Source organism: Dyadobacter sp. BHUBP1, from assembly GCF_050587785.1.
GTDB lineage: Bacteria > Bacteroidota > Bacteroidia > Cytophagales > Spirosomataceae > Dyadobacter.
The window spans coordinates 782,116-796,065 of record NZ_JBOBIH010000001.1; the positions used below are offsets into that span (position 1 = coordinate 782,116).

The 13,950-nt window shown below is 50.4% G+C and carries 13 protein-coding genes; 6 read left to right on the plus strand and 7 right to left on the minus strand.

The genetic code is table 11. The features are described 5' to 3' along the window. Nucleotides 1-61 precede the first annotated feature (61 nt). Nucleotides 62-772, plus strand: a complete 711-nt coding sequence (locus tag ACQ4MZ_RS03320; RefSeq protein WP_430842925.1) for a DNA alkylation repair protein — start codon at nt 62-64, stop codon at nt 770-772. On the opposite strand, the gene ACQ4MZ_RS03325 is transcribed toward ACQ4MZ_RS03320, so the two are convergent. After that, entirely contained in the window at nt 773-1,693 is a 921-nt protein-coding gene (locus ACQ4MZ_RS03325; RefSeq protein WP_019940609.1) for an aspartate carbamoyltransferase catalytic subunit, read from the minus strand. It abuts the gene before it with no gap. 97 nt (nt 1,694-1,790) lie between these two features. Between ACQ4MZ_RS03325 and ACQ4MZ_RS03330 the strand changes: the two genes are divergently transcribed. Further along, entirely contained in the window at nt 1,791-2,318 is a 528-nt protein-coding gene (locus tag ACQ4MZ_RS03330; RefSeq protein WP_430842927.1) for a transcription elongation factor, read from the plus strand. Here ACQ4MZ_RS03330 and ACQ4MZ_RS03335 read toward each other — a convergent pair. After that, entirely contained in the window at nt 2,315-3,028 is a 714-nt protein-coding gene (locus tag ACQ4MZ_RS03335) for a YebC/PmpR family DNA-binding transcriptional regulator (protein ID WP_430842929.1), read from the minus strand. The two genes, ACQ4MZ_RS03330 and ACQ4MZ_RS03335, sit on opposite strands and share 4 nt — an antisense overlap. A 116-nt stretch (nt 3,029-3,144) precedes the next feature. Here ACQ4MZ_RS03335 and ACQ4MZ_RS03340 point away from each other — a divergent pair, with 116 nt between their 5' ends. Then, entirely contained in the window at nt 3,145-3,603 is a 459-nt protein-coding gene (locus ACQ4MZ_RS03340; RefSeq protein WP_430842931.1) for a GNAT family N-acetyltransferase, read from the plus strand. A 386-nt stretch (nt 3,604-3,989) separates the two neighbouring features. After that, nucleotides 3,990-4,946 carry a methylenetetrahydrofolate reductase [NAD(P)H] gene (gene metF / locus ACQ4MZ_RS03345; RefSeq protein ID WP_430842933.1) on the plus strand — a complete coding sequence of 319 codons (957 nt, stop codon included), beginning with the start codon at nt 3,990-3,992 and terminating at the stop codon, nt 4,944-4,946. 51 nt (nt 4,947-4,997) lie between these two features. Here metF and ACQ4MZ_RS03350 read toward each other — a convergent pair whose 3' ends face one another. Next, nucleotides 4,998-5,318, minus strand: coding sequence for a heavy metal-binding domain-containing protein (locus ACQ4MZ_RS03350; RefSeq protein ID WP_430842935.1), 321 nt, complete (start codon nt 5,316-5,318; stop codon nt 4,998-5,000). A gap of 171 nt (nt 5,319-5,489) precedes the next feature. Between ACQ4MZ_RS03350 and ACQ4MZ_RS03355 the strand changes: the two genes are divergently transcribed. Together ACQ4MZ_RS03355 and ACQ4MZ_RS03360 are read left to right on the plus strand one after the other, a co-directional pair. Further along, nucleotides 5,490-6,068 carry a nitroreductase family protein gene (locus tag ACQ4MZ_RS03355; protein ID WP_430842937.1) on the plus strand — a complete coding sequence of 193 codons (579 nt, stop codon included), beginning with the start codon at nt 5,490-5,492 and terminating at the stop codon, nt 6,066-6,068. A 2-nt stretch (nt 6,069-6,070) separates the two neighbouring features. Continuing rightward, nucleotides 6,071-7,048, plus strand: coding sequence for an ABC transporter ATP-binding protein (locus ACQ4MZ_RS03360; protein ID WP_430842939.1), 978 nt, complete (start codon nt 6,071-6,073; stop codon nt 7,046-7,048). Nucleotides 7,049-7,054: 6 nt separating this feature from the next. Here the strand turns inward: ACQ4MZ_RS03360 and ACQ4MZ_RS03365 are convergent, their stop codons facing one another. The 4 genes from ACQ4MZ_RS03365 to ACQ4MZ_RS03380 form a co-directional block, all read right to left on the minus strand. Then, on the minus strand, nt 7,055-9,574 hold the full coding sequence (locus tag ACQ4MZ_RS03365; protein ID WP_430842941.1) for a DUF5686 family protein: 2,520 nt from the start codon (nt 9,572-9,574) through the stop codon (nt 7,055-7,057). Beyond that, complete coding sequence (locus ACQ4MZ_RS03370; protein ID WP_430842943.1) at nt 9,571-10,176, minus strand: SanA/YdcF family protein; 606 nt, start codon at nt 10,174-10,176, stop codon at nt 9,571-9,573. The genes ACQ4MZ_RS03365 and ACQ4MZ_RS03370 overlap by 4 nt, the downstream gene beginning before the upstream one ends. 155 nt (nt 10,177-10,331) lie before the next feature. Beyond that, the gene (locus tag ACQ4MZ_RS03375) at nt 10,332-13,112 is read right to left on the minus strand and encodes a DNA gyrase/topoisomerase IV subunit A (protein ID WP_430842945.1); all 2,781 of its coding nucleotides are present in this window, start codon (nt 13,110-13,112) and stop codon (nt 10,332-10,334) included. A 165-nt stretch (nt 13,113-13,277) separates the two neighbouring features. Continuing rightward, complete coding sequence (locus ACQ4MZ_RS03380) at nt 13,278-13,919, minus strand: NUDIX hydrolase (protein WP_430842947.1); 642 nt, start codon at nt 13,917-13,919, stop codon at nt 13,278-13,280. Nucleotides 13,920-13,950: the final 31 nt, after the last annotated feature.

Genomic DNA, 13,950 nt, shown 5'->3' on the forward strand with positions numbered 1-13,950 from the left:
ATGAAAAGTAAATTTTTCTTTAAAAACATTATATTTTGAATGAAAAACAAATCGCCGGGAAATGGAGCAGGTGAAGGAAATCATGAACGAGCTAGCCATGCTGGCCACGGAGCAAACACTCAAAACGATGCGGAACCATGGCGCGGCAGAGCCCATCTACGGTGTGCGGATAGGAGACATGAAACCCATCCTTAAAAGGCATAAAAATAACCACGAACTGGCGCTTGAATTGTTCAAGACTGGTAATTCCGAGGCGATGTACCTAGCAGGACTGATGTCGAAACCTGCATTGATGACCCCGGAGGTGCTCGACGAATGGATCAAAGGTGCTTCATGGCATATGATTAGCGAGTACACCGTGGCCTGGAATGCTGCTGAAAGCCCCTACAAATTTGAAATGGCGCGAAAATGGATCGAATCCGACCGTGAGCTCACCGCGGATGCCGGATGGGCGACCTGGGGATATATTCTGGCATTGACACCGGACGATCAGCTCGATCAACAAGAAATTGACCAGCTGCTCGATCGCGTGGAGCGAGAAATACACACGGCACTAAACCAGGTTCGGTACGTTATGAATGGCTTCGTGATCGCTGTGGGTTCGTATTACGCGCCCTTGGCGGAGAAAGCAATGGAAGTGGGCAAAAGGATTGGGAAAGTGAAAGTCAATATGGGCAATACCGAATGCAAAGTCCCTTATTCGCCCGATTATATTCAGAAAGTGTGGGACAAAGGTCTTCTTGGACGGAAACGAAAAGAAGTAAGGTGCTGATTATTGCTGCGCCAGCAGGTAAAGCACGGCCATTCTCACAGCTACCCCGTTTTCTACCTGGTTTAAAATAATGGAATGTTGTGAATCCGCTGCATCGGAAGAAAGTTCTACGCCGCGATTAATAGGGCCGGGGTGCATGAGCACGATTTCCTTGTCCAGTTCATCGAGCATGGCTTTATTAATGCCGTAATACAACGAATACTCACGCAGCGACGGGAAGTATTTGATCTGCTGCCGTTCCAGCTGTATACGCAGCACGTTGGCCACGTCGCACCACTGCAGTGCCTCTTTTACATTATGCCCGATCTTCACGCCCAGCTCTCCCAAATGCTTAGGTATCAAGGTTGAAGGGCCGCATACCATTACTTCTGCGCCCAGCTTTTGCAAACAGAATATGTTTGACAATGCTACGCGCGAGTGCGTAATGTCGCCGATGATCGCAATTTTTTTGCCCGCCAGGTCACCCAGTTTTTCACGCATTGAAAACGCATCGAGCAATGCCTGTGTCGGGTGCTCGTGCGTTCCGTCGCCTGCGTTCACGACGTTCGCAGGGATGCGAGTCGAGAGGTAATGCGGCGCGCCCGGACTGCTGTGACGCATTACGATCATATCCACCTTCATGGCGAGGATATTATTGACCGTGTCGAGCAATGTTTCTCCTTTTTTAACAGAACTGCCGGAAGCCGAAAAATTGACCACATCGGCAGAAAGCCTTTTTTCCGCCAACTCAAAAGAAAGCCTGGTGCGGGTGGAATTTTCGAAAAAAACGTTGGCAATGGTAATGTCGCGAAGGGAGGGGACTTTCTTGATGGGCCGGTTAATGACTTCTTTGAACTGAGTCGCTGTATCTAAGATAGTTTGAATGTCGTTCTCGTTCAGGTTTTTGATTCCAAGTAAGTGCCGGACCGAAAGTTGTGTCATTGTTTGTATTCAAGAAAGTTTGGCAAAGATAATAAGGAAGCGGTCAATGCGAAAATCCGGGCGCAATTTTGTCGGATTCAAAACTGGAGCCGGAGCGATGAACAGGGGAAATAGCCCGGTACCTCATTATATTTGCAATCTTCCGGCAACTTTCGCCGGCCGCAACTACTTTTTGGAAATGGATAAAGCAAAGGTGATCGCTCATGTGAAATCACTCCTCGATGAGCGCATGCAGGTAGCGTGGGCTGCGATGGAAGCGGCGCAGGAATCGGCGAACGATCAGGGGAAAAGCTCGATGGGGGATAAATATGAAACCTCGCGCTCGATGGGCCAGCTCGATCGCAACATGCACGCGCGCCAGTACGAGCAGGCGCGACAGGAACGGCTGATCCTCGAAAAGATCGGTGAAGGTGAGGTGCCAGCCCGCAGTGCTGTGGGGTCGCTGCTGGAAACTACAGCTGGCTGGTTCCTTATCGCGGTGAGCCTGGGCGCCGTGAAAATAGAAAATGAGACCGTCATAGCAGTCTCATCTTCGTCGCCCGTGGGCGCTTCGCTGTTAGGCAAAGAGCCCGGGACTTTTTTTGAATTTATGAAGACGCAACACCGGATCGTGGCGCTGCATTAAGCCATATTGTGGTAAACGCGCACTACATCGTCATCCTCTTCAATTTTCTCGATCAATTTCTCGACTTCTGCAACCTGCTCGTCGCTCAATGTCTTGGTATCATTCGGAATGCGCTCGAAGTCCGCTTCGACGATTTCGTAGCCATTTTCCTCGAAATAGTGCTGTAATGCACCGAAAGCAGGGAACTCTCCATAAACGTTGATCAGATTGGTCTCTTCGTCAAGGAACACCTCTTCTCCGCCTACGTCGATCAGTTCAAATTCGAGCTCTTCGATATCCTTGCCGGTGTTCTTGATTTTGAAGATGCATTTGCGGTCGAAGATGAAGTCGAGCATGCCCATGGTGCCAAGGCTGCCTCCCAGTTTGTTGAAGTAGCTCCTTACGTTCGCAACGGTGCGGGTGGGGTTGTCGGTGGTACTTTCCACGAGGATCGCAATCCCGTGCGGGCCGTAGCCTTCGTATACCATTTCCTTATAATCTTCCTGATCCTTCGAGGTGGCACGTTTAATTGCCCTTTCAACTGTTTCTTTGGGCATGTTCACCGCTTTGGCGTTTTGCAGCAGCACCCGGAGTTTAGAATTGGTGGCCGGATCGGCAGTCCCGTTTTTCACCGCAAGAACGATCTCCTTGCCAATCCGGGTGAAAGTCTTGGCCATCTTGTCCCACCGCTTGAACATCCGCGCCTTTCTGTATTCAAAAGCCCTTCCCATACTTATAATGTATTATTAGTTATTTTAATGTTGGTACCTTGGTATTGTCAATTGTGCCGCAAATTTATAAAAACGGTCAATATCAGGTAAAATAAATTCTTTCATCCCCAATTTTCATGGATTATCAACTCGACTGGCGCTTTCAAACATTCGACGAACTGACTACAACCGAGCTCTACGGCATACTACGACTACGCAGCGAGGTTTTCGTACTCGAACAACGTTGCTGTTATCTCGATGCGGACAACAAAGATCAGCGCAGCCATCACCTTTCAGGTTACCGCGACGGCGAGCTCATGGCCTTCTCGCGCATAGTTCCACCCGGTCTGTCGTACGAATATCCGGCGATCGGGCGGATCGTCGTCTCCCGGAAGGCACGCGGGGCAGGGTACGGTGTGGAGTTGCTCAATGTTTCAATTCAAAAACTGGAAGCGTTGTATGGCAACGTCCCGATCCGCATCGGCGCGCAGCTGTACCTCAAAAGGTTCTATGAATCGTTCGGTTTCAGGCAGTCAGGAGAGGTTTACCTCGAAGATGAGATCGAACATATTGAAATGACGAGGCCAAATCAGTAGAAGTTACAAAATGTGTAACCTTTTGGGGAATCGTTTCCCAAAAGTGTTGAAATAGTAAACACTGCATGTAACCGCAAAATGTGTTAAAACCGGGTTGAAACAGGATATTTGGAGAAAATTGTAGTAACTAATCTACATTTGCATAAAAAAAGTTTGATATAAATTGTTCGTAAACGCTTTCTTTCCTAATTTGGCACAGAATTTTAGTTATTAGTATTCAGTCAAGCAAATTGTTGCTTTGGGACTGACGCCCTGTCAGCAACCCAATTAACATTTTTGACGAACACTGATAGAGGAGGGTTTACGTGGAATGGCCTACTGTAATGCGGTAGGCCATTTTTTTTGCTTTCTTTGTACTCGTTTACAACACACCACATCATTTCCAGATGACCAAAGTTACCGAGTACATTCGCCGCGCGGAGGGAAAGACCCTATTTTCTATCGAAATCATTCCCCCGCTGAAAGGTCAGAATATCAATGAGCTGCTGAATTCTATTGAACCTTTGATGGAGTTCAATCCTCCATTTGTAGATGTGACGTATCATCGCGAAGAGCTGATCGACAGGGTCGGTCCGGATGGCAGCATCGAGCGAATCCCGATCCGCAAACGCCCTGGCACCGTCGGCATTTGTGCCCGCCTGATGGAACGCTTCAAGGTAGATGCAGTGCCCCATGTGATTTGCGGAGGCTTCACGAAAGACGAGACCGAAGATGTGCTCATCGACCTGCATTACCTGGGCATCGATAACGTACTGGTGCTCCGTGGCGACCCCGAGAAGTCGGCGGGTGTTTTCCGGCCGAAGCCTGGTGGGCATACCTACGCTTCGGAGCTCGTTACACAGGTAGATAATATGAACAAGGGAATCCTGCTCCACGCGGAGACTGAAATGTCGCCTACCGACTTCTGCATTGGCGTAGCCGGCTACCCCGAAAAGCATTTCGATGCGGCATCGTTCGATTCGGATTTCGCGGCCTTGAAAAAGAAGATCGAGCTGGGCGCTAATTATATCGTAACGCAAATGTTCTTCGATAACCAGAAGTATTTCAGTTTTGTAGAACGCTGCCGGGCCGAAGGAATTACCGTTCCCATCATTCCTGGTTTGAAACCACTATCGACCCGGAGACAACTGACCGTCCTGGCGGACATTTTCCACCTGGAATTCCCGCAGGATCTGGTAAAAGAAGTGGAAAAATGCGCCAACGACAAGGAAGTGCGCCAGGTAGGTATCGAATGGGGCATTCAGCAATGCAAGGAGCTGCTGGCTTACGGCGTGCCTGTGTTGCACTTTTATACGATGGGCAAATCCGACAACGTGTCACAGATCGCCCGCGGCGTATTCTAAGAACCGCTTGCCGCTTGCTATGGCCCGGTGCATAGCAAGCGGCCTCAGCCATTACTCATAGCACACCGCAGTGCCGTTGGCGCTCACCATGAGCATCGAGCTGCTGTTTCCAATCGTTTCGAGGTCAATATCTACGCCGATCACCGCATTGGCACCCAGTCGCTGGGCCTGCTCCATCATTTCACGGATGGCAATGCTTTTGGCCTCGCGCAACCCTTGCTCGTACGAGCCCGAGCGCCCGCCTACAACGTCGCGTACACCTGCAAGAAAGTCTTTGAAGAAGTTGGCCCCGATAATGGCTTCACCATTCACCAGTCCGATATACTTAGTGATTCTTTTACCTTCGATATTCGGGGTAGTAGTAACAAGCATGCGATTTCAGGTTTGATTGGTGTTGATTTTGGCCGGCCAAATTACGGGTTTTGCCAAAGAGGAGGCTGAAAATAATGGTTTAACGGCAAAGTAGCACGAGTTCTGGGTAAATTTTGGGTATAATCGTTAGTTTTGCTGCTTGACCAAATCCGAGTAGTAAAACAATCAGTAATGGAACAGACAGTAGAAACCATTAACCATATCATCCGCACACGCCGGGCTATTTTCCCACCGAACTACATCCAGAAAGAGATTCCGCAGGAGATCATTGAGAATATTCTTGAAAACGCCAACTATGCGCCCACCCACAAGCGTACCGAGCCGTGGCGTTTCATCGTGTTCAGAGGACAGGAAAAATTGCAGCATCTGGCCAGCTTTTTCATGGAACGTTACCGCAACAATACGCCCGCGGAATCTTTCTCGCAGGCGCGTTACGAGGCTGCTGGCGAAAAGATCCTGAAATCGGCCTGCGTGATCGCGATCAATGCGCAGCTCCACCCGAACGACCTGCCCGAATGGGAAGAAACCGCAGCGGTGGCTTGCGCAGTACAAAATATGTGGCTTACAGCCACGGCTTACGGTATCGGCTCGTATTGGAGCAGCCCCGCGGTATTGAAAGAGTTGGGCGAGTACCTGGGCCTGCCCGAAGGACAGAAATGCCTCGGCCTCTATTACCTCGGCTACCACAACGCACCCGAAACGCCGGTACGCCGTAATAGCACCATCGAAGAAAAAATTACCTGGGCCTGAGCATGAAACAGTCCCGACCGACTCTGCGTGCGCAGCAGATCACCAAGACATTTGGCACCGACACGGTCCTTACCGGCGTTGATATTGACCTTGCGCCGGGCGAATGGCTGGGTATTCTGGGCGAAAGCGGGTCGGGGAAAAGCACCTTGCTGCGCATTCTGGGGCGCTTCCTGGATGCGGAGCAAGGTGATGTTTTTTTCAAAGGACAATTACTGAAACCCGTGGCGAGCGAGCTCATGCCCGGCCACGAGGCGATACGGCTCATTCACCAGGAGTTCGAGTTGTTTCCTAACCAGACGGTCGAGGAGAATATCGCTTATTCGTTGCGCTTTTACGAGCCCGATTACCGGCTCGAAAAAGTGGCCGAGCTTTTGGAAACGACCGCATTGAAAAATGTCAAAGACCGCAAGGCCAAATTGCTTTCCGGTGGCGAAAAACAACGTACGGCTATTGCCAAAGCGATTGCGGAACTCCCGGACGTACTTTTGCTCGACGAACCTTTCGCGCATTTGGATAACCATAACCGTCGCGTGCTCGCAGACGCGATCGAACGCCTACGCAAGCAACAGAAAATGAGCTGCATATTCGTCACGCACGAAGCGGCTGATGCATTGGCCTGGTCGGACAGGATTGCGGTGCTGCGCGACGGACGGATTATCCAGATTGGGACGCCGCAGGAAGTCTACAACAATCCCGCAAACAGCTATGTAGCTGAGCTGACGGGTGATATCAACTGGATCGCCGGGGACAAGCACAAAAAGCAGTTCTATATCCGGCCTGAAAAGATCAAGCCGACGCGTAACCCGGAGAAAAGCCGTTGGATAGGCAAGGTAGAAGCCATGCGTTTTCATGGCAACCATTGGGAAATCCGTTGTGTGAAGGGAAAGGAGCAGCTATCCTTTTACCGGAACAAACCCGATCTTGAAATCGGGCAGGAAGTGCATTTGACCTACGCTTCCAAAGACCTCAAAAGCATTTAGTAATCCCTACAATTTAAACCAGAAGGAAATCTTCACCGCAAAAGGTGTCACGTTCGGGCTGTCCAAATAGGTGAGCCGGTGAATAAAATCGACGCGGCCCGTGCGGAAGATATTATCAATTCCGTAGCCAAGTTCGATATAAGGTTTTGAATTCAGACTGTTGAATGCAAGAACCTGTTTGCCCGATTCATTGGTAGTAGTGGTAAGCTTCTCGTTGGCTTCGCTGATATTGCCATAGAACAATCTTCCCGTAGCCAGCATCCGCAGTTTCAGCCGCCGGATCGCGGGAATGCGGTTTAGTATAAATCCTTCAAAATTGTGCTCCATACGCAATGCGAAATAACGGTCGCTGATAAACTCGAAATAACGCATCAGGTTAAATGCATTCTCCACATAAAAGAATGATTCGTTGCCTAGCGGCGTGTAGAGTAGCGGGTAGGGCAGGGTGGAAGGAATATAGCCGAGCGTAACATGATAATAGGTGCGCCCGATCACGCCCGCGCGAAAACTCTGCCGGATGTTGAAAGAAAACTTGTTGTAGTTGAAATCACCGCCTAGCAAGTGCTTGAAACCATGCGTATAGCGCAGCGTGAATGCCGGTGAGTTGCCATTACCCATGCTGATACGTTCGTTGTCGTTCAACAGGAATGTCTCTTTTTGTGCCAGCCGCGCCTCGAAATTGACTTCCGTAATGTCGAATGCACGCTTTACAGGAGAATTCTCACCCGCCGCGGGGTTGGTGCGGTAAGTGAAGTCAAACAGCGGATCGAAGGTACGGTGCCGGACCTGCACACTGCCGGTAAGGCCTTTCACAACTTCTCGTTTGAAATAAGCCGAAATGTCCTGTTGCCAATAAGGTCGCCGGAATGCCCCGAACCGCGACAATGCGCCGAAAATAGTGCTGGGGCCGATGGCCTCGGGAGAAAGCCCCAGTCTTTCAAGGTCTTTGGAATAGGAGATGCCGGCCATTGTCCAGGGTTTCCGGCTGATGATATAGTCGAGCCCGCCGCCATACTTGAACTCCTGGTCTCGGGTGCCATATGCGCCATAACCGCTGAAAATCCATTTTTTGCTGAAACCCGGATCAGTCCGGAAGCCGAGGCGGAACCGGTGCCCTTCTACTTTATTATTGGCATACAAAAACAGGTAGGGCCCCAGGTCGATGTTCCATTTATCGATCCTTTTGTAGCCGTTTACAAAGATATTGAGCAACTCGGTATAGGTTTTCACTACCGGTAGGGCTTTCAGCGAGTCGATTAGTTCGAAAGTCAGTTTTTCTGTAGGGCTGAGATCTTCGGGGCGGCTTTGGGCCCAGAAAGTGGAGTCATGGTCGCGGTAGTCTTCTGCCAGCTCAATGGCGGTGTCGTAAAAGCGGGGTTCGCGCGGTGCATTGAGTTGGTATTTGGACTGGGCTGAATAGAATTTCAGAAGCATTCCCGCAGCCTGAGGGGTAGGTTCATCGACGTCGATCAATACGCGCGTCTTGTGTGGGAGCCAGGTCTTTTCATCGTCTGACAACTCATACGACTGCTGGATTTTAATGCGGTCGATGTAATTGAGGTTCGCCTGCTTGTCCACGCTCACATCAATTTGTGTCAATGCAAATGTCTGTCCGTCGACCCACATTGTTCCCGCGAATGCGAGATCCTGCTTCTGCCTTGGCTCGAAATCGATGTGGTAATCGTAACTGGTACCATTGTACACACTATCGGCCAGATAGTACTCGTAGTAGAGTTTCCAGCTATCGGAAATGGGCGATACGAAGTCCTTTTGGAGGATATTCAGCCAGTTGTTGTAAAAATTATATTGCTGGAAGGTAGAGCCGATCAACTGCGAAACCACACTGCCGTCGGTAAGGCCCACACCGGACATTTTTGTTTTGTTGATGACCTCCTTCTTTTTCTGGGGATCACGCCGGTAGAAAACATCTGAAACCGACTCGGAAATGAAGATCGGGATGATCGTTTCGCCATTTTCGCCTTTTACTTCATCGAACTTTTCGAGGACGTGGGTCATTTTCCTGACCGCTTTCCGATCCCTGAACCCGTTCGAAAGATTGTCAATGTCGATCTGGATTTTGTTATACGCCTCATATTCATAAGCTGAGAGCTCGTCGGCATTGTTAGCTTTCTTGTGGGCCACAATCTTGCGTATTATCGCATAGGCAGGGTTTTCACCCGCTAGTATTTTCACCTCACGGAGCTGGGTAGTGCCGGGCGAAAGCTGGACGTCGATGACCTGTTCGCTCCGATTGGGGACTATGACCTTGCTCCGGCTCGTGTAGCCGACGTACGTTACAGTGACCGAGTCGGCCGGCGGGTTGAATCTGAGCTCATAAATACCATCGAAATTGGTAGTGGTGCCGCCGAGCTGCCCACGGATGCCGATGTTGGCAAAAGGAATGGGATCGCCCGTGGTGGCGTCGGTAATGCGGCCTTTGATGATATAACTGGTTTGCGAAAAGCCTTTTGTACCAATAAGGCTAACAAGCAGAAGCAGGGCGGTAATGTTCCGTCGCAGCTTCATTCGTCATGCTCATTTTTACCAATTTGAATATTGGAAGTCACGTCCGCTGCCGGGCGCAGGATATGGACGTCGAGCACGGCCTTCGGGCGGGCAAGATACTCGCGCACGAGGGTCCGGAACGAATAGCCATTGGGGACGTCCTGTGCGGCGAATGAGATGGCATTAAGTCCCTCGTTATGAGCGATATATAATGCCCTGGCGTTGTGAAAGTTCTGCGAAATGATCGTGAAATTGTCCTGATTGAAAACCTTCTTGCAACGAACGACCGAATCGAATGTGCGGAAGCCTGCGTAATCAAGCGTCATCACATTCTCGGGGACGCCGAGGTTTAGCAGCGCCCGCTGCATATCCAGCGGTTCATTGTAATACTGCGAATCGTTGTTGCCGCTGAGGATGATGTATTTGATCTTCCCCTCTTTGAAGAGCCGTGCAGTGGCCTCCATCCGGTATTTGAAAAACAGGTTTTCGGTGCCTCTTTCCGACTTCTTACTGGTACCAAGCACCAGTGCCACGTCGTTAGGCGGCAGGCTTTCGATCGAAAAATAGGAATACTGGCGTGTACAGTAAACCACCCAGAAATTACAAAGCAAGATGAAAACCATGCAGGCAAATAATAAGGCTAATATGATTTTGATCAATTTTTTCACCTGTGCACACGTTGCCTGTTGAATTTTCAGTTCCTGGAAATTCTGCCGGATCGCGTATATCGGCGTTTAAAGCTGATATACGCGATAGACGGGCGTTTTTGTTGCCGGGCCTATTCAAATAACCCTAGCTGACTCCTGGGATCCGAGCCTTTTTTGCTTTCTTTTTTCGGTTTTGACTCGTTTTTTAGCTGGTCGCTGCTATCCGCTTCCCCAGCACTGCCGTCATCTTCCCCGCTATCTCCGTCATCTTCCCGATTAACAGAATTTTCGATTAAAGCATTCTCCCGGTCGTCGTCGGCCTCCGATCCGGCAGTAGTTCCGTCGACTTCTTCACCTGCTTCGCCGGTCACGGGTTCGTCGGTAACTTCCCCGACAGGTTCTTCCACAGGCACTGGGAGCGGTTCGAGCCAGCGGATGTCCTTGAACTTGTCGTTCGGGATGCGGTTGCCCTGTGCGCGCCACCCGCGGATATCGACCATATCTTCAACCAGGTATTCCTCGGTAGTCTGTTCTTTCTGTGCCGTTTTAGGATAAACGATTTCCAGCCTCGGGCGGATATCCGTGCTGGCGAGGATCAGCTTGCTGTTTTTAGCGTCACTGATGAAAAGGAATTTCTTGTCGAGCGAAGACGTCTCGATGTTGAACCTTTTGATAAAATGCTGCTTCTGGCCGCCATCAAAATAAATGGCGGTAATAGGGAGCTTGGTATCGAATTTTTTGACCAGCAATACTTCGTGAGGCTCGTAATGATTGGTCAGGTCGAAGTTGGTGAGCTCGTAGCTACCGTCTTTGTAAATGACCACGATATTGTCGCTCGGGCCGAAGTTCCCCAGGTACTCGCCGCGCTCGTCGCGGTTGAGGCGGCCGATAATCGGGTCGAACCACATATCCACACCACCGAGCGTAGAGCGTCCGGCGGATTTCAACGTAATTTTCCGGACCGGATATTTCGTGAGGATATTACCCATTGCGCTCCGGTTTTTGATCAGGAGTTCGGCAAAGTTGTAGTCAAACTGCTTGACTTTGGCCTTGCTCTGGGCTTGAAGGTTCACCGTAATGATCTCGGCCTCGCCATTGTCGTTCGCCGTGAAATAAGTAATCTTCGATTTGGGGGTGCCTTGCGTAAGGTCGTACTCGCGGTCGCGCGTGACCGCCGTCACCTGGAAGCGCTTCGCGTAGGAAACGCCGGTTTTGCCATCGACATATACCAGGTTGTAGACCTTCCGCTCATCGTTTTTAACGAAAACGGCGCAGTGGATAATGTCTTTGCCAACAAACACCTTATCCTGCACCTTAGTCACCACGCAGCGGCCGTCGGCACGAAATACGATAATGTCGTCGATATCCGAGCAGTCCATCACGTATTCATCTTTTTTCAAACCATAACCAATGAAACCCTCCGCCCGGTTAACATAGAGCTTCTGGTTATTGGCAGCCACGATATTTGCGGCGATCTGGTTGAATGCGCGGATTTCGGTCCTTCTTCCTCTTCCTTTGCCATATTTTTTCAACAGTTCCCTGAAATACTCGATTGCGAAACGTGTGATGTGCGCCAGGTTATCCTCGGTTTCCGCGAGGTCTTCTTCCCATTTGCGCATTAGTTCGTCGGCTTTGAAACTGTCGTATTTCGAGATACGTTTAATGCGGATTTCGGTCAGTTCGACAATGTCGTCGTCGGTGATTTCACGGTAAAATTGCGGTTTATAAGGTTCCAGGCCTTTGTCGATCGTGCGGATCACGGCCTCGAAAGTCTCGCATTCCTCGATGTCGCGGTAAATGCGGTTTTCGATGAATATCTTTTCGAGCGAGCCGTACAGGATCTTTTCCAGTAAAGCCAGCCGCTTGATTTCCAGCTCCCGTTGTAATAGGTGGACGGTTTGCTGGGTATTGTATTTTAAAATGTCGGTTACGCCGACAAAATGCGGTTTTTCAGCAATGATGATACACGCGTTCGGCGAAATGGACACCTCGCATTCCGTGAACGCGTACAAAGCGTCCATGGTAATGTCGGGTGAAACGCCGGGAGCCAGATGCACCTGAATTTCCACATCCGCGGCGGTATTATCTACGACCTTTTTGATCTTGATCTTACCCGCATCGTTGGCCTTGATAATCGACTCGATGAGCGAAGTAGTGGTGGTGCCAAAAGGAATGTCGCGGATGACGAGCATCTTTTTATCCTCTTCCTCGATTTTGGCACGTACCCGTACTTTGCCGCCCCGCTGGCCGTCGTTGTAGTTGGAGACGTCCACCAGGCCGCCCGTGAGAAAATCCGGGTAAATCGTGACTTCCTTACCTTGCAGGATGCCGATCGACGCCTCAATGAGCTCGCAGAAGTTGTGCGGAAGTATTTTGGTCGACAAACCTACTGCAATCCCCTCCACACCCAGCGTGAGCAGCAATGGGAATTTGACAGGCAATGTGATCGGTTCGCGCTTGCGGCCATCGTAGGATAGCTGCCATTCGGTGGTGTCGTCGTTGAAAACGACATCTTTCCCAAACCGAGAAAGCCGCACCTCGATGTAACGTGCCGCTGCGGCGCCGTCGCCTGTACGGATATCGCCCCAGTTACCCTGTGTATCGAATAGCAGCTCTTTTTGGCCGATGTTGACGATCGCGTCATAGATGGACGCGTCGCCATGCGGGTGGTACTGCATGGAAGAGCCGACCACGTTGGCCACCTTGTTGAAGCGGCCGTCGTCCATTTCGTTGAGCGCATGCATAATGCGCCGCTGAACGGGTTTCAGACCGTCTTCGATCGCCGGAACGGCACGTTCCAGAATTACATAAGAGGCATAATCAAGAAACCAGTTTTCATATAAGCCCGAAATGGGCAGTTTATCATGTAATCCGCTATCTTCTGCGTCGGGCGCAGCTCCGTTTTCGTCCATAAATGCAGGAGGAACCAGGTTTTAAGTATTCAGAAATAGTTGATCAGCCATCCGTTTCCCGGTCTTCATAGGGGACTGGCTCATTCAAAAAGAAAGAAACAGGGTGAAGTTTACCGGAAGATCAGGTTGAATTAACTGCTAATATAGCAAAATAAGCGATAAAACTCAGTTGTCTGGTGCATTCAGCACGGCCAGCAGCTCACTGATCATCATCGCGGTGGCCCCCCATATTTTATAACCCTGTACCATGTAATGCGGCGCATGTACCTGTTCCCCACGTACTTGTATATCACTTGATCCGATAATATTAATATCAGAAATCTCTTCCAGTTTGATCTCGAAAATATCTTCCACCTCTCGTGGATCGGGATAGAAATCGGGGCGGTAGGGCATGGCAGCTACCACCGGCAGCACGTGAAAATTGCTCGCAGGAATGAAGAGCTCCGTTAATGCCCCCAATATTTTGACATCCGTCAGCCGCAGCCCGATTTCCTCCTGCGCCTCGCGCAAAGCGGTGCGGATCAGGTTTTCATCGCTCAACTCGTATCGTCCGCCCGGAAATGCCACCTGGCCGCTGTGGACGCCGTCGTAAGCGGGGCGTAGGATCAACGGGAAGTAGATTTCGTCCTGGTAAGGATAAAAAAGGATCAGCACAGCGCTCCGGCGTGTGCGGTGATTAGGTTTAAAAGTCAGGCGAAGGCGGGAAGAAGCCTGCATTACCCGGTGGGCCGTCTCGCCGGGGAGCGGGAATTTCAGTTTATGTGCGAGTTGTTCGGTAAAAGCGGAAAATGATTCCAGTGCGGCCATGTTGGCTGAGTTGTTGAAGCGTTAGGTGGCA